Origin of the sequence: Pseudoponticoccus marisrubri, from assembly GCF_001482405.1 — a bacterium.
In the GTDB taxonomy this organism is placed as follows: domain Bacteria; phylum Pseudomonadota; class Alphaproteobacteria; order Rhodobacterales; family Rhodobacteraceae; genus Pseudoponticoccus; species Pseudoponticoccus marisrubri.
Genome location: NZ_LPXO01000001.1, coordinates 446287 through 467409, shown reverse-complemented (window position 1 = coordinate 467409; position 21123 = coordinate 446287). Strand labels below are relative to the sequence as shown.

23 protein-coding genes and 1 riboswitch are annotated in these 21123 nt (G+C 67.7%); of the genes, 11 read left to right on the top strand and 12 right to left on the bottom strand.

The features are described 5' to 3' along the window. The first annotated feature begins 81 nt into the window (after positions 1–81). Positions 82–1197 carry a site-specific DNA-methyltransferase gene (locus AVJ23_RS02305; protein ID WP_058860525.1) on the top strand — a complete coding sequence of 372 codons (1116 nt, stop codon included), beginning with the start codon at positions 82–84 and terminating at the stop codon, positions 1195–1197. Positions 1198–1307: 110 nt separating this feature from the next. Here AVJ23_RS02305 and AVJ23_RS02300 read toward each other — a convergent pair whose 3' ends face one another. Beyond that, the gene (locus AVJ23_RS02300; protein WP_058860524.1) at positions 1308–1766 is read right to left on the bottom strand and encodes a YbjN domain-containing protein; all 459 of its coding nucleotides are present in this window, start codon (positions 1764–1766) and stop codon (positions 1308–1310) included. Between the two features lie 137 nt (positions 1767–1903). Between AVJ23_RS02300 and AVJ23_RS02295 the strand changes: the two genes are divergently transcribed. Next, the gene (locus tag AVJ23_RS02295; protein WP_058860523.1) at positions 1904–2785 is read left to right on the top strand and encodes a DMT family transporter; all 882 of its coding nucleotides are present in this window, start codon (positions 1904–1906) and stop codon (positions 2783–2785) included. Between the two features lie 123 nt (positions 2786–2908). Then, a complete protein-coding gene (locus AVJ23_RS02290; RefSeq protein ID WP_058860522.1) occupies positions 2909–4825 on the top strand; it encodes a methyl-accepting chemotaxis protein in 1917 nt (638 codons plus the stop codon). An 11-nt stretch (positions 4826–4836) separates the two neighbouring features. Here AVJ23_RS02290 and aroC read toward each other — a convergent pair whose 3' ends face one another. Next, positions 4837–5946 (bottom strand): chorismate synthase, encoded by a 1110-nt coding sequence (gene aroC / locus AVJ23_RS02285; RefSeq protein WP_058860521.1) that lies wholly within the window; start codon positions 5944–5946, stop codon positions 4837–4839. 91 nt (positions 5947–6037) lie between these two features. Then, positions 6038–6148: riboswitch (TPP riboswitch) on the top strand. Positions 6149–6195: 47 nt separating this feature from the next. Here aroC and AVJ23_RS02280 point away from each other — a divergent pair. From AVJ23_RS02280 to AVJ23_RS02270, 3 genes are read left to right on the top strand one after another with little or no spacing between them, the layout of a single operon-like run. Next, positions 6196–7176 carry a thiamine ABC transporter substrate-binding protein gene (locus AVJ23_RS02280; RefSeq protein WP_058860520.1) on the top strand — a complete coding sequence of 327 codons (981 nt, stop codon included), beginning with the start codon at positions 6196–6198 and terminating at the stop codon, positions 7174–7176. Beyond that, on the top strand, positions 7152–8669 hold the full coding sequence (locus AVJ23_RS02275; RefSeq protein WP_058860519.1) for an ABC transporter permease family protein: 1518 nt from the start codon (positions 7152–7154) through the stop codon (positions 8667–8669). The genes AVJ23_RS02280 and AVJ23_RS02275 overlap by 25 nt, the downstream gene beginning before the upstream one ends. Then, positions 8656–9372 (top strand): thiamine ABC transporter ATP-binding protein, encoded by a 717-nt coding sequence (locus AVJ23_RS02270; protein ID WP_058860518.1) that lies wholly within the window; start codon positions 8656–8658, stop codon positions 9370–9372. Before AVJ23_RS02275 ends, AVJ23_RS02270 begins: the two co-directional genes overlap by 14 nt. A 74-nt stretch (positions 9373–9446) precedes the next feature. Here the strand turns inward: AVJ23_RS02270 and AVJ23_RS02265 are convergent, their stop codons facing one another. From AVJ23_RS02265 to petA, 3 genes are read right to left on the bottom strand one after another with little or no spacing between them, the layout of a single operon-like run. Then, a complete protein-coding gene (locus AVJ23_RS02265) occupies positions 9447–10247 on the bottom strand; it encodes a cytochrome c1 (protein WP_058860517.1) in 801 nt (266 codons plus the stop codon). Between the two features lie 20 nt (positions 10248–10267). Continuing rightward, on the bottom strand, positions 10268–11614 hold the full coding sequence (gene petB / locus AVJ23_RS02260) for a cytochrome b (protein ID WP_058860516.1): 1347 nt from the start codon (positions 11612–11614) through the stop codon (positions 10268–10270). A 17-nt stretch (positions 11615–11631) separates the two neighbouring features. Further along, on the bottom strand, positions 11632–12210 hold the full coding sequence (petA, locus tag AVJ23_RS02255; protein ID WP_058860515.1) for a ubiquinol-cytochrome c reductase iron-sulfur subunit: 579 nt from the start codon (positions 12208–12210) through the stop codon (positions 11632–11634). A 210-nt stretch (positions 12211–12420) separates the two neighbouring features. On the opposite strand from petA, the gene AVJ23_RS02250 reads away from it, so the two are divergent. Continuing rightward, positions 12421–13074 (top strand): outer membrane protein, encoded by a 654-nt coding sequence (locus AVJ23_RS02250; RefSeq protein ID WP_058860514.1) that lies wholly within the window; start codon positions 12421–12423, stop codon positions 13072–13074. Between the two features lie 48 nt (positions 13075–13122). On the opposite strand, the gene AVJ23_RS02245 is transcribed toward AVJ23_RS02250, so the two are convergent. From AVJ23_RS02245 to AVJ23_RS02230, 4 genes are all read right to left on the bottom strand, one after another. Continuing rightward, positions 13123–13728, bottom strand: a complete 606-nt coding sequence (locus tag AVJ23_RS02245) for a glutathione S-transferase (protein WP_058860513.1) — start codon at positions 13726–13728, stop codon at positions 13123–13125. Between the two features lie 97 nt (positions 13729–13825). Continuing rightward, positions 13826–14668 carry a CAP domain-containing protein gene (locus AVJ23_RS02240; RefSeq protein ID WP_058860512.1) on the bottom strand — a complete coding sequence of 281 codons (843 nt, stop codon included), beginning with the start codon at positions 14666–14668 and terminating at the stop codon, positions 13826–13828. Positions 14669–14766: 98 nt separating this feature from the next. Beyond that, the gene (locus AVJ23_RS02235; RefSeq protein ID WP_058860511.1) at positions 14767–15693 is read right to left on the bottom strand and encodes a tyrosine recombinase XerC; all 927 of its coding nucleotides are present in this window, start codon (positions 15691–15693) and stop codon (positions 14767–14769) included. Positions 15694–15835: 142 nt separating this feature from the next. After that, the gene (locus AVJ23_RS02230) at positions 15836–16543 is read right to left on the bottom strand and encodes a DUF484 family protein (protein ID WP_058860510.1); all 708 of its coding nucleotides are present in this window, start codon (positions 16541–16543) and stop codon (positions 15836–15838) included. A gap of 208 nt (positions 16544–16751) precedes the next feature. Between AVJ23_RS02230 and AVJ23_RS02225 the strand changes: the two genes are divergently transcribed. Further along, positions 16752–17078: an antibiotic biosynthesis monooxygenase family protein gene (locus AVJ23_RS02225; protein WP_058860509.1), complete on the top strand. Its 327-nt coding sequence runs from the start codon at positions 16752–16754 to the stop codon at positions 17076–17078. A 6-nt stretch (positions 17079–17084) separates the two neighbouring features. Here the strand turns inward: AVJ23_RS02225 and AVJ23_RS02220 are convergent, their stop codons facing one another. Beyond that, positions 17085–17771, bottom strand: a complete 687-nt coding sequence (locus tag AVJ23_RS02220; RefSeq protein WP_058860508.1) for a winged helix-turn-helix transcriptional regulator — start codon at positions 17769–17771, stop codon at positions 17085–17087. A 268-nt stretch (positions 17772–18039) separates the two neighbouring features. On the opposite strand from AVJ23_RS02220, the gene AVJ23_RS02215 reads away from it, so the two are divergent. Together AVJ23_RS02215 and AVJ23_RS02210 are read left to right on the top strand one after the other, a co-directional pair. Further along, complete coding sequence (locus tag AVJ23_RS02215; protein WP_058860507.1) at positions 18040–18453, top strand: universal stress protein; 414 nt, start codon at positions 18040–18042, stop codon at positions 18451–18453. Between the two features lie 30 nt (positions 18454–18483). Continuing rightward, positions 18484–19035, top strand: coding sequence for a hemerythrin domain-containing protein (locus AVJ23_RS02210; protein WP_058860506.1), 552 nt, complete (start codon positions 18484–18486; stop codon positions 19033–19035). 6 nt (positions 19036–19041) lie between these two features. Here AVJ23_RS02210 and AVJ23_RS02205 read toward each other — a convergent pair whose 3' ends face one another. Together AVJ23_RS02205 and AVJ23_RS02200 are read right to left on the bottom strand one after the other, a co-directional pair. After that, on the bottom strand, positions 19042–19425 hold the full coding sequence (locus AVJ23_RS02205; RefSeq protein ID WP_058860505.1) for a VOC family protein: 384 nt from the start codon (positions 19423–19425) through the stop codon (positions 19042–19044). 161 nt (positions 19426–19586) lie between these two features. Next, positions 19587–20396, bottom strand: a complete 810-nt coding sequence (locus tag AVJ23_RS02200) for an ABC transporter permease (RefSeq protein ID WP_058860504.1) — start codon at positions 20394–20396, stop codon at positions 19587–19589. Positions 20397–20513: 117 nt separating this feature from the next. Between AVJ23_RS02200 and AVJ23_RS02195 the strand changes: the two genes are divergently transcribed. Further along, positions 20514–21122 carry a GcrA family cell cycle regulator gene (locus AVJ23_RS02195; RefSeq protein ID WP_058860503.1) on the top strand — a complete coding sequence of 203 codons (609 nt, stop codon included), beginning with the start codon at positions 20514–20516 and terminating at the stop codon, positions 21120–21122. Position 21123 lies beyond the last annotated feature (1 nt).

Below are 21123 nucleotides of genomic sequence, written 5' to 3'. Positions count from 1 at the left end.
AGAAATTGACGCCGAATCGCCTTTGACTCATCTTTTGTCCAACACATGAGCGCGTTCAAGCGCCGGGGACAGAGGCAGAGAATGACGAAGATGACGGATCTCACGGGCGCACCCGCGCTCCCCCTCAACACGATTATGGCCGGTGATTGCATCGAGGTCATGAAAGGGCTGCCGGAGGGGTCCGTCGATCTCATCTTTGCCGATCCGCCCTATAATCTGCAACTCAAGGGCGAGTTGCATCGGCCCGACAATTCGCGCGTCGACGCGGTCGACGACGAGTGGGACCGGTTTTCCAGTTTCGCTTCCTATGACAGGTTCACCCAAGACTGGCTTCGGGAAGCGCGCCGGTTACTCAAGCCCGACGGGGCAATCTGGGTAATCGGCTCCTATCACAACATCTTCCGGGTCGGCGCCGCGATGCAGGACGCGGGGTTCTGGATCCTGAACGATGTGGTCTGGCGCAAGTCGAACCCGATGCCGAATTTCCGCGGCAAGCGGTTCACCAACGCGCATGAGACGATGATCTGGGCCTCGAAGGGCGAAGGCGCGAAATACACCTTCAACTACGAGGCGCTGAAGGCGCTGAACGAGGGCATCCAGATGCGCAGCGACTGGGTGCTGCCGATCTGCAATGGCGGCGAGCGGCTGAAGACCGAGACCGGCGAGAAGGCGCATCCGACGCAGAAACCGATGTCATTGCTGCACCGCGTGCTGGTGGGCTCGACCAATCCCGGCGACGTGGTGCTGGACCCGTTCTTCGGCACCGGCACGACCGGCGCCGTGGCGCGCATGCTGGGCCGCGACTGGATCGGGATCGAGCGCGATGCCGGCTATCGCGAGGTGGCCCATCGCCGCATCGCCGATGTGCGCCCCTTCGACAAGTCCGCGCTGCAGGTCTCGACCTCGCGCCGCGCCGCGCCGCGCGTGCCCTTCGGGCAGCTGGTCGAGCGCGGGATGCTGCGCCCGGGCGAAGAACTGTGGAGCATGAACGGCCGCCACAAGGCCAAGGTCCGCGCCGACGGCACGCTGATCGGCGACGACGTCAAGGGCTCCATCCACCAGGTGGGGGCGGCGCTGGAAGGCGCGCCCAGCTGCAACGGCTGGACCTACTGGTGCTTCCGCCGCGACGGCAAGACCGTCCCGATCGACGTGCTGCGCCAGCAGATCCGCGCCGAGATGGAAGATCGCCCGGACTGATCCGGGCCCGACCTACCGAAAAACAAGTCACCGCCGGCGCGCCGTGAGATCTCACGCGCGCCAACTGGCCCCGTCTGCCCGATGCAGGCGGGGCATTTTTCGTCCCCCGCCTACCAGTTGATGAAATCCTCGAACTCGCCGATCACGTTGGCCCAGATCAGGAAATTGTCGAGGAAGTTCTCTTCCGTGACATCGTAGTCGATGTTCAGGTCCATCTCGAGAAAGGGGTCGTATTCCGCGTCGAGATAGACCGAGGCATAGCGGCGATCCATGTTCCACTGGTTGGCCCGCTCCAGCGAGATGCCATTGGGCACGTCATAGGCCGCCTGGAACTGCAGCGTCAGGCAGTTCCGGTTGTCGGTGCAGTCGTAGAAGAAGACATTGAACGTGGTGCCGCGGATCTTGCCCGTGATCTTGGGGTCGCCGACATTGTCGGTACCGACCTCGACCGGGTAGCCCTCGGCGCGGATGATCTGGGCCAGCCGCTCGGGGTCCTCGGCATTGACCATCTGGGCACTGGCGGCAAGCGGAGACAGGGCAAGGCCCGTGGCGAGAATGGTTTTCAGCATGACAAGGATCCGTGGCAATGATTGGATGATGTGATCCCAGAGTAGCAAGCGGGCCCCGTTCCGGCAATTCCGGCAAACCCTGCCTGCGGCGCGGAAACCGCCTTTCCCCCGGCCGGCGGAATGGGTATCGCAGGACCATGGATCTGCGCGCGTTACTCATGGGCCTGGCCTTCGCGGCCATGTGGTCGTCGGCCTTCACCTCGGCGCGGATCATCGTCGCCGCCGCCCCGCCGCTGAGCGCGCTGGCGCTGCGCTTCCTGATCTCGGGCCTGATCGCGGTGCTCATCGCTTGGGCGATGGGGCAGAACTGGCGCCTGACGCGGGCGCAATGGAAGGCCACGATCATCTTCGGGATCTGCCAGAACGCCCTGTACCTCGGCCTGAATTTCGTCGCGATGCAGACGGTCGAGGCCTCGCTGGCGGCGATCATCGCCTCGACCATGCCGCTTCTGGTGGCGCTGTCGGGCTGGCTCTTCTTCGGCGAGCGGTTGAAGGCGCTGGCCGTGGCCGGCCTTCTGGCCGGGGTCGCCGGGGTGGCGATGATCATGGGCGCGCGGTTCGGCGGCGGGGTCGACGGCGTCGGCGTGGCGCTCTGCGTCGTCGGGGTCGTGGCGCTGACCGTGGCCACGCTGTCGCTGCGCGGGGCGATCTCGGGCGGCAACTACATGATGGTCGTGGGCCTGCAGATGCTGGTGGGCAGCGCCGTGCTCTGGGTGCCGGCACTGGCTTTCGAGACGGTCCAGATCGCCTGGTCGCCGCAGCTCGTCGCGGCCTTCCTCTATACCACCCTTGTGCCGGGGCTGGCCGCCACCTTCGTCTGGGTGCTTCTGGTCAACCGCATCGGCGCGGTGCGGGCGGCGACCTTCCATTTTCTCAACCCGTTTCTCGGCGTGGCCATCGCCGCGGTGCTGCTGGGCGAGGCGCTGCGCGCGCTGGACCTGCTGGGCGTGGCGGTGATCGCGGGCGGCATCCTGGCGGTGCAGCTGGCCAAGCTGCCCCGTGCGCGCACCGTTGAATAGAATGCGCGGCATTTTCTGCGCGGGTTCCGTCATCTGCTGAGAACTTCTTTACCCCTCCGCGACTAGCGTGCCGGTCCAGACGGGGGCGTGTCGCCCGACCCGTCGGAACAGGCGAGGAAGGTGATGAGCAGATTCTCGGTCCGTATCCAGGTGATGGTCCTTGCAGCGTGCTTCGTGGTCGCGCTGCTGGTCGTGTCGGGCGTGTCCTGGGCCGTGAACGCCCGGTTGGTGCATGATATTCACAAGACGCAGGATTTCGGCCGCCAGACCGACATGCTGCGACATGTCCGGCTGCAGGCCGAACAGGGCTCGGCCGCGCTGCTGGATTTCGTGGCGGGCGATGACGCCGCCATGGCGCGCGTACGCGCGCATATGGACGCCATTGCCAGTGATCTCGACACCGCCTTCGCCCTGTTCACCGAGGCGCGCACGCCGGAAGCGCGGCGCAGCGACATGGGCCCGCTCGTCGCCGATATCCAGGGCGAGCTGGGCACGGTGAATGCCGCGCTCGACCGGCTGGAAACCCTCAGCCTGTTCGATCGCAAGGCCATGGCGGATCGCGAGATCAAGCCGATCCTCGCCGATATCCGCGCCGACATGGTCGAGATGATCGGCCCGATCGATGCCAGCGCCGCCGCCGTGGCTGCCGATGTCGAACGTAATGCCCGTATCCTTCCGCTCATCCTTATGGCCAGCAGCGGCGCGGTGATCCTGCTGGCCCTGATCCTGGCAACGGCCTTTGGCCGGGGGCTGAGCCGGCCGATCATGCGCGCCGCTGACGCGGTGCGCGCGCTGGTCGACCAGGATTACGCGGTCGAGATCTCGGGCACGGGCCGGGGGGATGAGGTGGGCGAGATCGCGCGCAACCTCGAAGCCCTGCGCGACCGCCTTTCCCGGGCCGAGGACGAGGCGCGCCACGCGGGCGCGATGAACGACCTGCGGGTCGCGCTGTTCCGGACGCTGGGCGAGGCGATGAGCCGTCTGAAAGAGGGCGATCTGCAGGGCCGGATCCGGGCTGAGGACTGGCAGGAACTGGGCGAGAGCTATGCGCAGCTCTGCCATGATTTCAACGACCTGGGCGCCACGCTGGAAGAGCTTGTCGGCTCGCTGCGGCACAGCTCGGGGCAGGTGGCCCGCAATGCCGAGGAACTCTCGGAGATGTCCGGAGAGATGTCGCGCCGCTCCGAGGTGCAGGCCGCCACGCTCGAGCAATCGGCCGCCGCACTGGACCAGCTGGCACAAAGCGTGCGCTCGGCGGCCGAGCAGGCGCAGGAGGCCAACGCCAAGGTGGTCGAGGGCCGCCGCCGCGCCGAGGAGGGCGGCGAGGTCATGGCCCGTGCCATGGCGGCCATGGGCTCGATCGCGAAATCCTCGGAACAGATCACCCAGATCATCGGCGTGATCGACGACATCGCCTTCCAGACCAACCTGCTGGCGCTGAATGCCGGGGTCGAGGCCGCGCGCGCCGGCCCGTCCGGCAAGGGGTTTGCGGTGGTCGCGTCCGAGGTGCGCAACCTCGCCCAACGCGCGGCGGAATCGGCCAACGAGATCAAGGATCTCGTGATGAGCAGCACCGAGCAGGTCGCCGATGGCGAGAAACTGGTGCAGGCCACGAGCGAGACCCTGACCCTGATCGTCGAGAGCGTGACCGATGTCTCCGAGATGGTGGGCGGGATCGCGGCCTCGGCCAGCCAGCAATCGGCCGGCGTGCAGGAAATCAATGTCGGCGTGGCCGAACTGGACAAGGTGACCCAGCAGAACGCCGCCATGGTCGGCGAGACCAACACCGCCAGCCGTCAGCTCAGCGCCGAGGCCTCGCGCCTGGCCAGCCTGCTGGACCGTTTCGGCGGAGGGGATCCGGCGCTTGCTACGACGCCTTCCGAAGACACGACGGATGAGGTCGAAGGGCCGGTCCTGCACCGGGATCGCCCCTCGGAGGGAGGATCACAGGGCGGCTGGGCGGAGGAGATGCAGGATTCCGTGCCATTCGCGCCCGAGGCGCTGGCCGTCGGGGACCAGGCGCCGTGGAAGGATTTCTGACCGGGCCGGTCTCAGCCGGCCGGGCCGATGCGCCCGCCGGCCTCTCCAACCTGGCCGCGATGCAGCAGCAGGTGATCGAGCAGCACGCAGGCGGCCATCGCCTCGCCCACCGGCACGGCGCGGATGCCGACGCAGGGGTCGTGGCGCCCCTTGGTCACGATCTCGGTCTCTTCCCCCGATTTCGTGATCGTGCGCCGAGGCGTCAGGATCGACGAGGTCGGCTTGACCGCGAAACGGACCACCACGTCCTGCCCGGTCGAGATGCCACCAAGGATGCCGCCGGCATGGTTCGAGGAATAGACCGGCCCGTCGGGGCCCATGGTGATCTCGTCGGCATTGGCGCTGCCGGTCAGCGCGGCGGCGGCAAAGCCCTCGCCGATCTCGACCCCCTTGACCGCGTTGATGCTCATCATCGCGGCGGCAAGATCGGTGTCCAGCTTGCCATAGACCGGCGCACCCAGCCCGACGGGCACGCCGCTGGCGCGGATCTCGATCACCGCGCCCACGCTGTCGCCCGATTTGCGCAGATCGTCGAGATAGCCGGCCCAGTCCTCGGCCGCCTGCGGATCGGGGCACCAGAATGGGTTGCGCGGGATCTCGTCCATGTCATGGCGCGTGGGATCGGTTCGGCGCGGGCCCATCTGCACCATGTAGCCGGTCAACGTCAGCCCCGGCGCGAGGCTTTCCAGCGCCGCGCGGGCCACGCCGCCGGCAGCCACCCGCGCCGCGGTCTCGCGGGCCGACGATCGGCCGCCACCGCGATAATCGCGGATCCCGTATTTCTGCCAATAGGTGATGTCGGCATGGCCGGGGCGGAATTTCTCGGCAATGTCGCCGTAATCCTTGGAGCGCTGGTCGGTATTCTCTATCATCAGCTGGATCGGCGTGCCTGTGCTCCGCCCCTCGAACACGCCCGAAAGGATCCGCACCGCGTCGGCCTCGCGCCGCTGGGTGGTGTACTTGTTCTGCCCCGGCTTGCGCTTGTCCAGCCAGTGCTGCAGCGTGGCCTCGTCCAGCGGCACGCCGGGTGGGCAGCCATCCACCGTCGCGCCAAGGGCGGGCCCGTGGCTTTCGCCCCAAGTGGTGACGCGGAAGAGATGTCCGAATGTGTTCAGGCTCATGCGCGGGTCTCCTTTGGCGTTCCTCTAGGCCAGCGCGCCCGCTGTCTCAAGAGATTTCGCCTTGATCCGCCCCCGCCGCGGGCCTACCTTCAAGCCTACCTCGGGGTGGCGGAGCGTGATCCGCCTGAGATTTGCGTGACCGCATCAACCCGTTGAACCTGAACCGGTTAGCACCGGCGGAGGGAAGGCATGGCACGCTGCGCACAAGGCGGCCGATCTTGCCCTCTCGCCGCAAGATTGGAGGATGCCATGAAGGCACCAAGCTTTGCCGCGGGACTGTTCCTGGCCACCAGCGCGTTCGCGCAGGGTGAGGTTCTGACGGTCTATGCCCCCGACTATTTCGTTTCGGAATGGGGGCCGGGCCCTCGGATCGAGGAATTGTTCGAGGCGCGCTGCGATTGCGACCTGCAGTTCAAGCCGGGCGACCTGCTGCCGCGCATCCTGCTGGAGGGCGCGCGGACCGAGGCGGATGTCGTGATCGGGCTGAACACCGATGTCACGAAACGGGCCCGCGAGTCGGGCCTGTTTGCCCCGCACGGGCAGGACCTCTCGCCGCTGACCCTGCCGATCGACTGGGACGACGATGTCTTCCTGCCGTTCAACTACAGCCACACCGCCTTTGTCTATGACACGACCCGGATCGAGACCCCGCCCGAGAGCTTTGATGCCCTGCGCGCGGCGCCCGACGATCTGCGGTTGGTGATCCAGGATCCGCGCTCCTCGATCTCTGGTCTGGCGCTCGTGCTCTGGGTGCAGGCGGTCTATGGCGACGCGGCCGAGGCCGCGTGGCAGGACCTCGCGCCCAAGATCGTCACGGTCACGCGCGGCTGGTCCGAAAGCTACGGGCTGTTCACCGAGGGCGAGGCCGACATGGTGCTGAGCTACACGACCTCGCCGGCCTATCACATGATTGCCGAGGAGGATTTCACCAAGAAGGCCGCGATCTTCCCCGAGGGCCACTACTTCCTGGTCGAACTGGCCGCGAAGCTGGCCGGCACCGACCAGCCGGAGTTGGCCGACCAGTTCATGGGCTTCATCCTCGACGAGGATTTTCAGGGCATGATCACCACCGGCAATTGGTCGATCCCGGCCGCGCTGCCGCAGGAAGCTTGGCCCGAGGGCTTCCAGGCCCTCGACCTGCCCGACAAGGTGCTGTTCTATTCCGAGGACGAGGCCGCCGCGCTGAGGGACGAGGCCATCGACGCATGGCGCCGCGCGCTCTCGCGCTGATCGCGGGCGGGGTCCTGGCGGCATTGACGCTGGGGCCCATCGCGGCGGTTCTGATCCGCGCCGGCGGGCTGGCCACGCTGGGGCCGGGCGACTGGCAGGCGCTGCGCTTCACCCTTTGGCAGGCCTTTCTGTCTGCCCTGTTCAGCACGGTGCTGGCAATCCCGGTGGCGCGCGCGCTGGCGCGGCGCCGCTTTCGCGGGCGCGGTCTGCTGGTGGCGCTGATGGGCGCGCCCTTCATCCTGCCTGTGATCGTCGCGGCGATGGGGCTGATCGCGGTGTTCGGTCAGAACGGGCTGGTCAACCTGGGTCTTGCCGCGCTCGGCCTGCCACGCATCGACATCTACGGGCTGCACGGGGTCGTGCTGGCCCATGTCTTCTTCAACCTGCCGCTGGCGGTGCGGATGCTGCTGCAGGGCTGGCTGGCCATCCCGGCCGAACGATTTCGGCTGGCCGCCTCGCTGGGCCTCGGCCCGCGCGCCACTTGGCACGTGCTGGAGGCGCCGCTGATCCGGCGAATTGCGCCGGGGGCCTTCGCGGTGATTTTCGTCATTTGCCTGACCAGTTTCGCGGTGGCGCTGACGCTGGGGGGCGGCCCTCGGGCCACCACGGTGGAACTTGCGATCTACCAGGCCATGCGCTTCGATTTTGACCTGGGCCGGGCGGCGGCGCTGGCGCTGCTGCAGCTGGCGCTGGCCTTGGTCGCGGGCATCGTGGCGCTGCGGCTGTCGCGCACCGCCGGCTTTGGTGCCGGGCGCGACCGGGTGGTGCCGCGCTGGGACGGGCAGGGCGCGCTGGCACGCGCCGGCGACGCGCTGGCATTGCTCGCCGCGGCGCTGTTTCTGCTGGTGCCGCTGGCCAGCGTGGTGCTGCGCGGTCTGCCGGGGCTGGCGGAGCTGGGGCCGCAGACATGGCACGCAGCGGGGCATTCGGTCTCGGTCGCGCTGGGCTCCACCGCGCTCTGCCTGGCCTGGGCGCTGCCGCTGGCCAACCGGCGGGGCGAGCTTCTGTCGCTGGCGGCCATCGCGATCTCGCCGCTGGTGCTGGGCACGGGCTATTACCTGATCCTGCGGCCGCTGGTGAACCCGTTCGACCTGGCGCTGGTGGTGACGGCCATGGTCAACGCGCTGATGGCGCTGCCTTTCGCGCTGCGCATCCTGCGCCCCGAGGCCGAGACGGTCGAGGCCGAGTACGGGCGGCTGCGCGCCACGCTGCGCCTGACGCCTCTGGCCTGGCTGCGGGTGGTCTGGGTGCCGCGCCTGCGCCGGCCGATCGGCTTTGCCGCGGGGCTGAGCGCGGCGCTGGCCATGGGGGACCTGGGCGTGATCGCGCTGTTTGCCGATCCCGACCGTGCGACGCTGCCGCTGCAGGTCTACCGGCTGATGGGCGCCTACCGGATGGAGGCCGCGTCGGGCGCGGCGCTGCTGCTGCTGGCGCTCAGCTTGGGGCTGTTCTGGCTGTTCGACAGGGGAGGGCGCGTGCGTGCTGACACTTGAGGGCGTGCGGATCGCGATGGAGGGCGGCGCGCTGGCGGCCGATTTCAGCCTGTCGCCGGGACGGCGCGTGGCCGTGCTGGGCGCTTCCGGGGCGGGCAAGTCGACCCTGCTGGACGCGGTGGCGGGCTTCCGGGCGCTGGAGGCGGGGCGCATCCGCTGGGACGGGCAGGATCTGACCGGCCTGCCGCCCGACCGCCGCCCGGTCTCGATCCTGTTCCAGGATGGCAACCTGTTCCCGCATCTGGACCTTGCGCGCAACCTCGGTCTTGCGCTGCGGCCCGACGGGCGACGCCCGGATCGCGCGCAAGCCGAGCGGATCGAGGGGGCGCTGGCGCGGGTCGGGCTTCAGGGCCTCGGTGCGCGCAAGCCCGGCACGCTGTCGGGCGGGCAGCAGGGGCGGGCAGCGCTGGCGCGGGTGCTGTTGCAGGCGCGCCCGATCCTTGCGCTGGACGAGCCCTTTGCCGCGCTGGGGCCCGCGCTCAAGGCCGAGATGCTGGAGCTGGTGCGCGAGGTGGCCGAGGGGCTGGGCGCGCTGGTCCTGATGGTGACCCATGACCCGGGCGATGCAGGCCTCTTTGCCGATGACATCGTGTTGGTGGCCGACGGGGCGGCGCATGCCCCGGTGCCCACCGGCGCCTTCCTGGCCGACCCGCCGGCCGCCTTCCGCAGCTACGTGGGCAGCCCGGCACCCGAGCGCGGCTGAAGCGCGACGACCCGGACACGAAAAAGCCCCGCCGAACCGACGGGGCTTTGTCTTTCAGAGCATGTCGCCCGCGATCAGGCCTTGGTGCCGTACTTGATCGGGCGCCAGATGCGCTTGTTCACGAGGTAGAGCAGCACCGACAGAACCACCAGGAAGAACACGCCGACAAAGCCGGCCTGCTGGCGTTCCATCATCTTGGGCTCGGCCGCCCACATCAGGAAGGCCGCGACATCCTTGGCCTCCTGCTCGACCGTCGCCGGGGTGCCGTCGGCATAGACGACGTCATCACCGTAGAGCGGCGGGGCCATGCCGAAATAGCCGCCATAGGTGGTGTTCTCGTAGAGCACCGCGCCGGCCTCGGTCTTGTCGTCGCCGGTGTAGTGGGTCAGCAGCGAGGCGATATATTCCGCGCCGCCCATGCCGTTGAACAGCTGGTTCAGGCCCAGGCCGTAGGGGCCGTGGAAGCCCGCCCGCGCCTTCGCCATCAGCGACAGGTCGGGCGCATTCAGCGCGTTGTTCGCCGGGAAGTGGTCGGTGGGCTTCAGCGTCGCCACGTCGCCCGTGTCCGGGTCGACCAGTTCCGGGTTCGAGGCCGGGTCGATCACCGGGAAGGACTCGGCATAGGCGATCACTTGCTCCTCGGAATAGCCCAGCTGCTCGAGCGTGCGGATCGGCACGTATTGCATGCCGTGGCAGGCCGAGCAGATCTCGGTATAGACCTGCAGGCCGCGCTGCAGCTGTGCCTCGTCCCAGGTGCCGAAGGGCCCCTCGAACGAGAAGGCATAATCCTCGGTGTGGCCCTCCCCCCCGGCGGCAAACGCGCCGGAGGTGAGGCCGAGGCCCAGAAGGCCCGCGAGGGTCAGTTTCTTGAACATCTCAATCGGTCCTTTGTGCATTATTCCGCAGGCGTGGCGTCGGGCAGCGTCTTGGTGCCGCCGGTGGCCGACTTGTGCGCCTCGAAATCCTCTTCGATCGTGGCCGGCACCGGCAGCGGTTTCTCGATCACGCCCAGAAGCGGCAGGATGACGAGGAAATACGCGAACCAGTAGGCCGAGGCGATCAGCGAGAAGGTGGCATAGGGCTCTTCCGCGGGCATGGCGCCAAGCCACATCAGCGCGAAGAAGTCGATGACCAGAAGCCAGAACCACCACTTCAGCTGCGGACGGTAGCGGGCCGAGCGCACCGAGGAGGTGTCGAGCCAGGGTGCCAGCGCCATCACCGCGATCGCGCCGAACATGGCCAGCACGCCGAAGAACTTGGCATCGATGATGCCGCCGGTGATGAAGCTGAAGAACTGGACGATCCAGACCTCGGAGGTGAAGGCGCGCAGGATCGCGTAGAACGGCAGGAAGTACCATTCCGGCACGATATGCGCGGGCGTCGCCAGCGGGTTCGCCTCGATGTAGTTGTCGGGGTGACCCAGGTAGTTCGGCATGAAGCCGACGATGGCGAAGAAGACCGCGAAGATCACCGCCAGCGCGAACAGGTCCTTGATGACGTAGTAGGGCCAGAACGGAACCGTGTCCTTCTCGGCTTCGGCCTTCGAGGTGCGGCGCACTTCGACACCGGTCGGGTTGTTGTTGCCCGTGGTGTGGAAGGCCCAGATATGCACCATGGTCAGGCCCGCGATGATGAACGGAAACAGGTAGTGCAGCGAGAAGAAGCGGGTCAGCGTGGCATTGTCCACGGCCGGTCCGCCCAGCAGCCAGGTCTGGATCGGCTCACCGATGAACGGGATGGCGCCGAACAGGCCGGTGATCACGGTCGCGCCCCAGAAGGACATCTGGCCCCAGGGCAGCACGTAGCCCATGAAGGCGGTGCCCATCATCAGCAGGTAGATCAGGATGCCGATGATCCACGTCACCTCGCGCGGGGCCTTGTAGGACCCGTAGTAGAGGCTGCGGAAGATGTGTGCGTAGACCGCGATGAAGAACAGCGAGGCGCCGTTCATGTGCAGGTAGCGGATGAAGTGGCCGCCATTCACGTTGCGCATGATGTGCTCGACCGACGCGAAGGCGAGGTTCGTGTCGGGCGTGTAATGCATCACCAGCACGATGCCGGTGATGATCTGCAGCACTAGGCAGAAGGTCAGCACGATCCCCCAGATCCACATCCAGTTGAGGTTCTTGGGCGTGGGGATCATGATCGTGTCGTAGAGCAGGCCGACGATCGGCAGCCGCTTGTGCAGCCACTTCTCGCCACCCGACTTGGGTTCGTAATGGTCGTGCGGAATTCCGGACATTGCGCGTTTCCTTATCCTTATCCCAGCAGGATCGTGGCGTCGTCGATGAACTCGGCCGGCGGCACCGGGAGGTTCTCGGGCGCGGGTCCCTTCCGGATCCGGCCGGCGGTGTCATAGTGCGAGCCGTGGCAGGGGCAGAACCAGCCGCCCTGGCCGCTGTCCAGCGCGTAATCGCCGGCATTGGCGATCGGGACACAGCCCAGATGCGTGCACACGCCCATCTGCACCAGCCACTCGCCGGTCTCGTCCAGCGCGCGGTTCGCATCGGTCGCGTCGGCGCCGTCCTGCAGGTTGGCGTTGCGGGCCAGCGGGTCGATCAGCTCGGACATCTCGACACCATTGGCGGCCTCGATCTCCTCGGCGGTGCGGCGGCGGATGAAGACCGGCTTGCCCAGCCATTTCACCGTCAGCTGCGAGCCTTCGGACAGGCCCGACACGTCGACGCGGATCGTCGACAGGGCCCGCACGTCGGCAGACGGGTTCATCTGGTGGACCAGCGGCCAGACGGCCGCGCCGGTGGCCACGGCCGCAGTGCCGGCCGCCGCGTAATAGAGGAAGTCCCTCCGGTTGTCGTCGTGGTCTTCTGCATGTGACACGAAGTTCGCTCCATTGCTCGGGGCCGAAGATCGGCCGCAACAAAACCATGGCCGCAGGGCCCCTGCGACCGTTCCGGAAAGTTACTTAGCGGGGGGGTGGTGAGGCGTAAAGCGCACAAAAGCCTCACTACTGGTTTAGCGCGGAAGTGTCGCGGTTGAATCCGCCGGGACCGAATGGTTATTTGTCCTGCGAGTTCAAGGAGTGTGCATATGCGCCATCTGATTCTGTCCACGGCGCTGATCGCCGGTGTCGCGGCCCCCGCCGCGGCCGAGATGGAAGTGTCGGTCTATACCGGCTGGCAGACCGCGCCGCACAGCCGCGCCTCGGGCGATTACCCCGGCGGTGGCAGCTACAATGCGCTGATCGGCTGGGAAGGCCGCTCGGGCGAGATGCCGCCCTATTACGGTCTGCGCGGCACCTGGTGGCGTTCCGAGACGCTGGGTTTCGGGCTGGAGTTCACCCATACCAAGGTCTACGCCCCCGAGGCCGAGCGCAATGCGCTGGGGTTCTCCTCGATGGAGTTCACCGACGGGCTGAACATCATCACCGTCAACGTCATGCGCCGCTGGCCCGAGCATTGGGGCTCGGCCACGCCTTATGTCGGCGGCGGCATCGGGATCGCCGTCCCGCATGTGGATGTCGAGCACCCGGCCTCGGGCTCGGACACCTACGAATTCCAGCTGACCGGCCCGGCCGCGCGGCTGACCGCCGGGGTGAGCTATCCGCTGAACGATCGCTTCTCGGTCTTCGGCGAGTACCAGTTCACCTATTCCAGCAACGAGGCCGAGCTTGACGGCGGCGGCTCGCTGTCGACCGACATCAAGACCAACGCGCTGAATGTCGGCCTGTCGCTGAAGTTCTGACGCTGCGGGATGGGGCTGCCCCATCCCGACATTCCCGATTCCTGACAATCAGGCGTTCGGATCGGTGGCCTGCATCGCGGGCCGCTCGCAGAATCGCGTGTACCATGTGGCCAGGCTGTCGCGCCCGGTGCGCCAGCTGCGCACGTCGTGGCGGAAGTCGAGATATCCCAGCGCGCAGGCGATGGCGATGTGCCCCATGTCCAGCCGCCCGTGCAGGTGGCTCATCCAGCGGGTGTTCACCGCGTCCAGCGCGCGCGAGACCTTGGACCATTGCCCCTCGATCCACTCGATCGACACCTTCTCGGGCGGGCGGAAACGTTCCTCGTAGACGATCAGCACCGCCGCTTCCATGATGCCGTCGGCCGTGGCCTCCAGCGTCAGCGTGTCCCAGATCCGGCTTTCAGGATAGAGCCCGGCCCCGGCGCGCGCGTCGAGGAATCGACAGATCACCCGGCTGTCATAGAGCGTCGGGCCGTCCTCGCGCATCAGCGCGGGGATCTTGCCCACCGGGTTGGCGGCGGTCAGCGTGGCGTCGGGTGCCATGGGCGAGGCGACCACGTCGACCTGCTCGACATCGTCGAACTGGCCGGTTTCGTGCAATGTCACCATCACCTTGCGCACAAAAGGCGAGGGGCCGGCCTTGAGCAGTTTCATCGCGTCTCCTCCACGGCAGGGGCGGGTCTGCCCCAAGTCTTGGCAAGGCGCCGTGGGAAAGGCAAGCGGGCCGCGCGGCGGCACGGCCCGCCCGGTCTCAGAAACAGCTTACATGCGCGGGCTTCTGCAGATCGGTTCGGTGGCGCACGTTCCGCTCGTACTGGCCGGCATTGGTGATGTTGCCAGCCGGCGCATACTGACACACCACGCGGGCGACGTGATAATTCTGCCCCGGCCAGACCTGCTGGCTGCCGGCATCGCATTGCAGCATCGCACAGCCCAGCTGGGTCGAGTTCTGCCAGATCACCTGCGTGTAATGCCCGGCCTGCGGCGAGGGGTAGAGCCCGATCTCGCACCAGTACCACGATTCGACCGCCGCCTGCCCGACGCGCGCGGGATCGAACCCGGGAGAGGTGTTGCCGGTGGAATAGAGATTCTCGCCCGCGCCGTTGCGCAGAGTCGCGGGGCTGTGGCCGCCGGCGCAGCCATTCTGCTGCAGCATGTTGGCGTAGTTCTGCGCGCTCTGTTCCAGCGCGCTCGACCAGGCCATCTGCGGTGCGCCATGATTGGCCCGCAGCGTGTTATGCGCGCCCAGCACCGCGTCGCGGAACCCGCCGCCCCCCTGCGGCGTCGCCTGCGCGGTGTCCATGGCCGGGCTCATCCCCGGGTCCGGCGCCGGGGCGGCAGCGTCGCAATAGCACCACGAGGTAAAGTTCTGGGTGCCATCATCCTCCCAGTAGCCGGTATAGCTCATGTTGCGCTGCCCGCAGACCGAGGGGCAGGCGTCATTGGCCGTGGCATCGTCCCAGATCTGCCAGCCCGTGCCATGCACCCATTCCTGGGCAAGGGACGGGGCGGCAAGGGCGAGGCTGGCGGCGGTGATCACGGTGAAAATGGACAGGGAACGCAACGGGACGGGCACAATGGACGTGAAAGTCATGAACGCTTCCTTTGCTGAAATGCATCGCCCGGCCGGACCGGCGACGGATCAAGCATAGCATGGAAGCGGCACGGGCCGGCTGTGAACTTGCCGTGTGCTCAGCGCGCCTTGGGGTGGGTCGCCTCGTAGACGCGCATCAGCTGCACTTCGTCGACCGAGGTATAGGCCTGCGTGGTGGACAGGGACGCATGGCCCAGCAGCTCCTGGATCGTGCGCAGATCGCCCCCGGCCGACAGAAGATGCGTGGCAAAGCTGTGTCGCATGGCATGGGGCGTGGCGGTGGCCGGCAGGCCCAGCTGCATCCGCGCGCGCTCGGTCACCTTCTGCACCAGCCGCGGGTTCAGCTTGCCGCCGCGCGCACCGCGGAACAGCGCCGCATCGGGTTCGGGCGGGTAGGGGCAGAGCCGCAGGTAGGTGTCCACCGCCTGCCGGGCCACGGGCAGCACGGGCACGATCCGCTCCTTGCCGCCCTTGCCGGTGATGCGCAGTGTCTCGCCCAACGGCAGGTCGCGCCCGGTCAGGCCAAGCGCCTCCGAGATCCGCAGCCCGCAACCGTATAGCAGGGTGATCACCGCGGCATCGCGCGCGCCCTGCCAACTGTCGGCGGATTGCAGCTCTACCGTGTCGATCATGGCGGCGGCGGCATCCTCGCTCAGCGGGCGGGGCAGGCGTTTCTGGAACTTGGGCGCGCGGGCCGAGAGCACGGCGGTCGGCTCGAACCCCTCGCGCTCGGCCAGCCAGCGGTAGAAGCTCTTGACCGCCGACAGCTTGCGCGCCATCGAGCGCGACCCGATCGACTGGCCGCGCAGATGCGCCAGCCAGGACCGCATGTCCGAGGTCGTCACCCGCGCCAGCGGCGCCAGCCCGTTGGGCTCGGCATGGTGCAGGGTCAGGAAGGTGATGAAATCGGTGACATCCGCGCGGTAGGCGGTCAGCGTGTTGTCCGAGGCCCCCTTGAGCGCCTTGGCCGAGGCCAGCCAGCCGGACAGCGCGTCGCGCGCGGCGGGGGACAGAGCCAAGCTCATGCGTGCCGGCCATTGGTGGTCGGGCGAGACGGGGCTCGCGCCGACAGGGGGTGCCCGGCAGGGTGAGGGGGCGGGTTGGTGATCTTTCCCTTGGAAAGACACCCTTGCCCGCACGTCGCGCGAGACGGGGCTCGCGCGACGGTCACGACAGCCAGCGGCGCATGGTGCGCTCGAACACGCCGGCGAAGAAGGCCAGCAGGTCGGTGCCCTGAAGCGGCGTGAACTGGTGCGGGTCTTCCGAACCCATGACCAGCAGGCCGGGCAGGCGGCCGGGGCCGAAATCCAGCCGCAGGCAGGCCTCCGAGCGGATGAACTCGGCCTTCTCGCCGTAGATGCGGCCGTCGCCCTGCTGGATCTGGCGCAGGGTCACCTGCCGCGACGGCGCCTCGCGCCCCTCGGAGACATAGCTTTCGACAAAACCCGGCTCGGCCACCGACAGCACGTCGCCCAGCCGTTTCACCACCGGTTCATTGTCGTTCTGCTGCGATTCCAGCACCAGCTTGATGACATCGACCCGCAGGATCTGCGCCACCTCGCCGCCAAGGTCACGCAGGAAGACTTCGAACTCCACCGGGTCCAGCATGCGCAGCACGGCGCGGTGGATCTGGTTGGTGCCGGCAAGGTTCTCGTAGGCGGCCGCAATGACCGAGCGATGCGTGTCCTCGAGCCGGTCGAGCCGCGCCTCCAGCCGTTCCATCGCGATGCCGCGCAGGTCGATGATGTTGCCGCCCATGGCCCGCTCGTTCGCGGCGATCAGGGCATGCATGAGGTCCTTGTCGTCCAGGATCATGTCCGGTCGGGACATGATGGTTTCGCGGAGCGACTCCTCGATTCGCTGAATGCTGCTCATGACTGTCCTGTGCTGCTCGAAATGGGCGACCGTGGTCCGGTTCTTCGTCTGTCGATGTTCCGGTTTTGCCCCGCAGCCCCCCTTTCTGTCAAGGAAATCCCGGTGCGCCGGCAGGCGCGCGGCGGCTTCCGTCGCGTGGCAGAATCGTGTCAGGATGAGAGAAATCAGGCATATTTCGCGCGGGGTTGCGCGACAGGGGAGGGCGGCCATGCCGAGGATTTCCAGCGACAGCGATCTTCAGACCGTGATCACAACGTTCGAGACCAGCCCCGGCACCTGCCAGGACCTGATCGACGCGCTCAACGCCGCCTATGCCGAGTTCATCTCGAAACAGCCCGGCTTCATCGCTGCCGGGCTGCATGTGAACGACGCGCAGACGCGCATCGCCAATTACTCGCAATGGGAGCGGCGCGAGGATTTCCAGGCGATGCTGCGCTCGGACGAGATGCGCGAGCGCAACCGCCGTATCAGCGCGCTGTGCCGCACCTTCGAGCCGGTGCTCTACGACGTGGTGACCACTTTCCCGAAAGGCTGAGACCGCTCAGGCGGCCAGCGCCGCATCGCCGCCGCGCACGGAAAAGCGGAAGCCCGCGCCGCGCACCGTCTCGATATCGACGCCCTCGGCGGTGGTGAGGCAGGCGCGCAGGTTGCACATGTAGACATCGAAGACGCGGCTGTCGGGCTCGTTCTCGTAACCATAGACATGGCCCAGCAGCTCGGACCGGGTGACCAGCCGGCCCGGCCGCAGCGACAGGTATTCGAGGATCTCGTAGACCTTGGGGCTGAGCTTGACCGGGGTCTCGCGCAGCGTCACGCGGCGCCGGCGCAGGTCGATCTGCAGGGCGCCATAGCGCAGCGTCTCGGTTCCGCGGCCATGCGCGCGGCGGGCCAGCGCCAGCAGCCGGGCGGACACCTCGGCCAGCGGCATGTCCGGGGTGATGACCATGTCGGCCCCGGCCTCCAGCCAGTGCGAGACCTGACGCGGGTCGGTCGAAGCGGCGACCAGCGCCACCGGCACGCTCGGCGCGCCATGGCGCAGGGCCGGCAGGCTGACCCCGTCGCGGCCCAGCTGCGCGGCATCCAGCACGACAAGGTCGAGCCCGCCCAGCCGCAGGAAATGCTGCAGGTCCTCGGGGCGGTCGGTGCGGGTGACCAGCGGGCCGGTCCCGGACAGGTCCTGTGCCAATTCCATCGTGGCCCAGCTGGTTTCGGCGATCAGGTAACGCATCGGCGGTCTCCTTGCGACGTCGCGACATCGGGGATGTCGCCGGCCCGGGGCAGGGGCGTTCGCGCACCCCATCCCGGCCCGTCAAATCTGCCGCCACCGGGCATTCTTGCCCCCGGCGGATCGGATCGGCGCCTTCTGTCAGCCGTGCCTCTGGCTACGCGGCAAATGTGAAGAATCTGTGGTGTTCCCGCGTCGCCATGCCGGCATGATTTGTATCAATGTGGCACGGCCCGCCACCCGGCACAGTGGAGGGGAGGAGGAGCCACCCATGTACCAGAACATCCTAGTCCCCGTCGCCTTCGACGAGAACAGCGACACCAAGGCCCGCGCGGCCATGTCCGTGGCCGAGACCCTGGCCGGCACCGGCGCGCGGATCACCCTGCTGCACGTGATCGAGCAGGTGCCCGGCTATGTCTCGAGCTACCTGCCCGGCGACTACATCGCCAAGGCCCGCAACGCGATCGAGACGCATCTGCAGGATCTTGCCGCGCAACTGCCGGGCTCGGTCGCGCTGGTCGTGGACGGGCATTCGGGCCGCACCATCCTCGACTGGGCGGCGGACAATTCCGTCGACCTGATCGTCATCGCCTCGCACCGGCCGGGCATGCAGGACCTGCTCTTGGGCTCGACCGCGGCGCAGGTTGTGCGTCACGCGCCCTGTGCTGTGCACGTGCTGCGTTGACAGGGGCGCCCGCGCGGCCAATTCAGGCGCATGGATGATGCGCTTGACCTTGACCGCCGGGACGGGCTGCCGGATGCGCTGCGGGTGCTGTTGCACGAGCATCCGCGCGCCACGTGGCCCGGGCATGACAATTTCGCCGGGCTGGTCGCCTTCTGGCTCGACCGGCACCTTATGTTCCGCAAGCTGGGCAAGACCCTGCGCACCGATGCCGAGGCCGCGGTGGATGGCCGGCTGGACCTGCCGCAGATGCAGGCCCGGCTGTCACGCTACGGCGCGATGCTGGTGCAGCAGCTGCATGGCCATCACCAGATCGAGGACATGCACTATTTCCCGGTGCTCGGGCAGCGCGACCCGCGCCTGTCGCGCGGCTTCGAGATCCTCGACCGCGACCACCACGCCATGGACGCGCTGCTCGAGCGCTTTACCGGCGCGGCCAATGCCGTGCTGCAGGGCCGGGACGAGCCGGGCCGCTTTCATGCCGAGGTGTCGGGTTTCGAGACGCTGCTGCTGCGCCATCTCGAGGACGAGGAAGACCTGATCGTGCCCGTCCTGTTGAAATACGGCACCGAGGGGCTGGCCTGACGCGCCTCAGCCCGTATGCTCGGCCTTGTCGAAATCCACGTGGATGTGGTTGCCGTCGGGGTCGCGGAAATTGACCTGCACGATGGGAAAGCCCGGCAAGGGGTCGATGCTGTGCGCGACGCCCTCTTCCTGTAGTGTCTCAAGAAACGCAGGCATGTCCTTGGCGCGAAAGGCGAAATGCTCCATCGTGTTGTCCGGGACCGAGGGTTTCTGCTCGGGTTTCTCCACGAGATGCACGTAAGGCTGCTCGCCAAGATAGAGCCACGCCCCGCCAAAGCCGAAGGGCGGCCGCGGTCCCGGCAACAGGCCCAGCACGCGCCCGTACCAGTCGATCATGGTCTGCAACTGCCTCGTCCTCAGGTTTACGTGGTCGAATGCGATCAACGGCATGGGCTCTCCTCCTCCAGCTCGCCCGCACCCTATCCGCAGGGGCGCGGGCGGGGAAGCGGCGCAGACACGAAAAGGCGGGCCCGCCGGGGCCCGCTTGTCAGATACGATGCTGTCAGTTGGCGTCACACATGCGCCGCGCGGCCGCGTATGCCCGCGCCGCTTCAGCTTTTCAGCCGGTAGCCGCGGCGGAACATGTGCCAGGCGGCGAGGCAGGCGGCGAGGGTGGCGGCCAGCGCCACGGCGAAGCCCAGCAGCGGCGGGCTGTCCGACACGCCGATCACGCCCCAGCGCACCCCGTCGATCAGGTAGAAGACCGGGTTGAGATGGGTCACCTGGTAGAGCCCCGACGGCAGCGCCTCGACCGAGTAGAAGGTACCCGACAGGAAGGCCAGCGGCGTGACGATGAAATTGGTGATCGCCGCCATCTGGTCGAACTTCTGCGCGTAGATCCCTGCGAGGATCCCCAGCGCCGACAGGAAGGCGCCGCCCAGCAGGACGAAGGCCAGCGCGCCCAGCGGATGGGCCGGCACGATGCCCAGCACGGCGACCAGCGCGATGCCGATGGCCACGGCCACGACCAGCCCGCGCGCCACGCCGCCGGCGAGATAGCCCAGCACCAGCTCTCCGGCGGAGAGCGGCGGCATCAGCGTGTCGACGATGTTGCCTTGCGTCTTCGAGATCATGATCGAGCTCGAGGTATTGGCAAAGGCGTTCTGGATCACCGTCATCATCAGGATGCCAGGCGCGATGAAGGTGGTGAAGGGCACGCCCATCACGTCGCCGCGCCGTGGCCCGATGGCGATGGTGAAGATCAGCAGGAACAGCCCCGCGGTGACGAGCGGCGCCAGCAGGGTCTGGGTCCAGACATTGGCAAAGCGCAGGATCTCGCGCTGGGCCAGGGTCTGCAGGCCCAGCCAGTTGACGCGGCCGAAGCGCCGCGCGCCGGGCGCAAAGTTCTGGGTGTCGGACATGAAGCCTCCTTCGGTCTGGGCCGCCTTGTAACTCGCGTGGCGATGATTAGAATAGGGGGCACTCAAGAAACGTCAGGCGGCCCGGGCCCCGCGGCCGCTTTTTTCCGTGGAGAGACCATGTCCTGGACCGATGAACGCGTCGAACTGCTGAAGAAGATGTGGTCGGACGGCCAGTCGGCCAGCCAGATCGCCAAGGAACTGGGCGGCGTGACGCGCAACGCCGTGATCGGCAAGGTGCATCGGCTGGGCCTGTCGAACCGCGCGGGCGCGGCGCCGGCCCCGGCCGAACCCGTCAAGCCCAAGCCCGAGGCCGCCAAGGCCAAGCCGTCGAGGCCCGCCGCCCAGCCCAAGCCGGCCGAGCCCGAGACGCGCGCCGAGCCCAAGCCCGAGCCGGCCCCCGCGGCCGAGGCGCCCGCGGCCGCGACCCCCGCGGTCAGCCCGGCGCGCAAGCAGATCATCCCGGCCGGCCAGCCCCTGCCGCCGCAACCCTCCACCAACGAGATCAGCCCCGAAGCGCTGGCGAAAGTGAGCGAAGTGGAAAAGAAGGCCAAGAAGCTCACCCTGATGGAGCTGACCGAGCGGACCTGCAAATGGCCCGTGGGCGACCCGGCAACCTCGGATTTCTGGTTCTGCGGCCTGCCGGTGCAGCAGGGCAAGCCCTATTGCGAGGCGCATGTGGGCGTGGCCTTCCAACCCATGTCCTCGCGCCGCGACCGGCGCCGCTGAA

Bases quoted from the DNA above. Each gene is read 5' to 3' on its own strand.
- petB (WP_058860516.1), bottom strand. From the start codon at position 11,614: ATGTCCGGAATTCCGCACGACCATTACGAACCCAAGTCGGGTGGCGAG.
- AVJ23_RS02235 (WP_058860511.1), bottom strand. From the start codon at position 15,693: ATGAGCTTGGCTCTGTCCCCCGCCGCGCGCGACGCGCTGTCCGGCTGG.
- AVJ23_RS02245 (WP_058860513.1), bottom strand. From the start codon at position 13,728: ATGAAACTGCTCAAGGCCGGCCCCTCGCCTTTTGTGCGCAAGGTGATG.
- AVJ23_RS02210 (WP_058860506.1), top strand. From the start codon at position 18,484: ATGGATGATGCGCTTGACCTTGACCGCCGGGACGGGCTGCCGGATGCG.
- AVJ23_RS02300 (WP_058860524.1), bottom strand. From the start codon at position 1,766: ATGCTGAAAACCATTCTCGCCACGGGCCTTGCCCTGTCTCCGCTTGCC.
- AVJ23_RS02280 (WP_058860520.1), top strand. From the start codon at position 6,196: ATGAAGGCACCAAGCTTTGCCGCGGGACTGTTCCTGGCCACCAGCGCG.
- AVJ23_RS02205 (WP_058860505.1), bottom strand. From the start codon at position 19,425: ATGCCGTTGATCGCATTCGACCACGTAAACCTGAGGACGAGGCAGTTG.
- aroC (WP_058860521.1), bottom strand. From the start codon at position 5,946: ATGAGCCTGAACACATTCGGACATCTCTTCCGCGTCACCACTTGGGGC.
- AVJ23_RS02200 (WP_058860504.1), bottom strand. From the start codon at position 20,396: ATGTCCGACACCCAGAACTTTGCGCCCGGCGCGCGGCGCTTCGGCCGC.
- AVJ23_RS02295 (WP_058860523.1), top strand. From the start codon at position 1,904: ATGGATCTGCGCGCGTTACTCATGGGCCTGGCCTTCGCGGCCATGTGG.
- AVJ23_RS02225 (WP_058860509.1), top strand. From the start codon at position 16,752: ATGCCGAGGATTTCCAGCGACAGCGATCTTCAGACCGTGATCACAACG.
- AVJ23_RS02220 (WP_058860508.1), bottom strand. From the start codon at position 17,771: ATGCGTTACCTGATCGCCGAAACCAGCTGGGCCACGATGGAATTGGCA.
- AVJ23_RS02230 (WP_058860510.1), bottom strand. From the start codon at position 16,543: ATGAGCAGCATTCAGCGAATCGAGGAGTCGCTCCGCGAAACCATCATG.
- AVJ23_RS02275 (WP_058860519.1), top strand. From the start codon at position 7,152: ATGGCGCCGCGCGCTCTCGCGCTGATCGCGGGCGGGGTCCTGGCGGCA.
- AVJ23_RS02215 (WP_058860507.1), top strand. From the start codon at position 18,040: ATGTACCAGAACATCCTAGTCCCCGTCGCCTTCGACGAGAACAGCGAC.
- AVJ23_RS02290 (WP_058860522.1), top strand. From the start codon at position 2,909: ATGAGCAGATTCTCGGTCCGTATCCAGGTGATGGTCCTTGCAGCGTGC.
- AVJ23_RS02305 (WP_058860525.1), top strand. From the start codon at position 82: ATGACGAAGATGACGGATCTCACGGGCGCACCCGCGCTCCCCCTCAAC.
- AVJ23_RS02250 (WP_058860514.1), top strand. From the start codon at position 12,421: ATGCGCCATCTGATTCTGTCCACGGCGCTGATCGCCGGTGTCGCGGCC.
- AVJ23_RS02265 (WP_058860517.1), bottom strand. From the start codon at position 10,247: ATGTTCAAGAAACTGACCCTCGCGGGCCTTCTGGGCCTCGGCCTCACC.
- AVJ23_RS02240 (WP_058860512.1), bottom strand. From the start codon at position 14,668: ATGACTTTCACGTCCATTGTGCCCGTCCCGTTGCGTTCCCTGTCCATT.
- AVJ23_RS02195 (WP_058860503.1), top strand. From the start codon at position 20,514: ATGTCCTGGACCGATGAACGCGTCGAACTGCTGAAGAAGATGTGGTCG.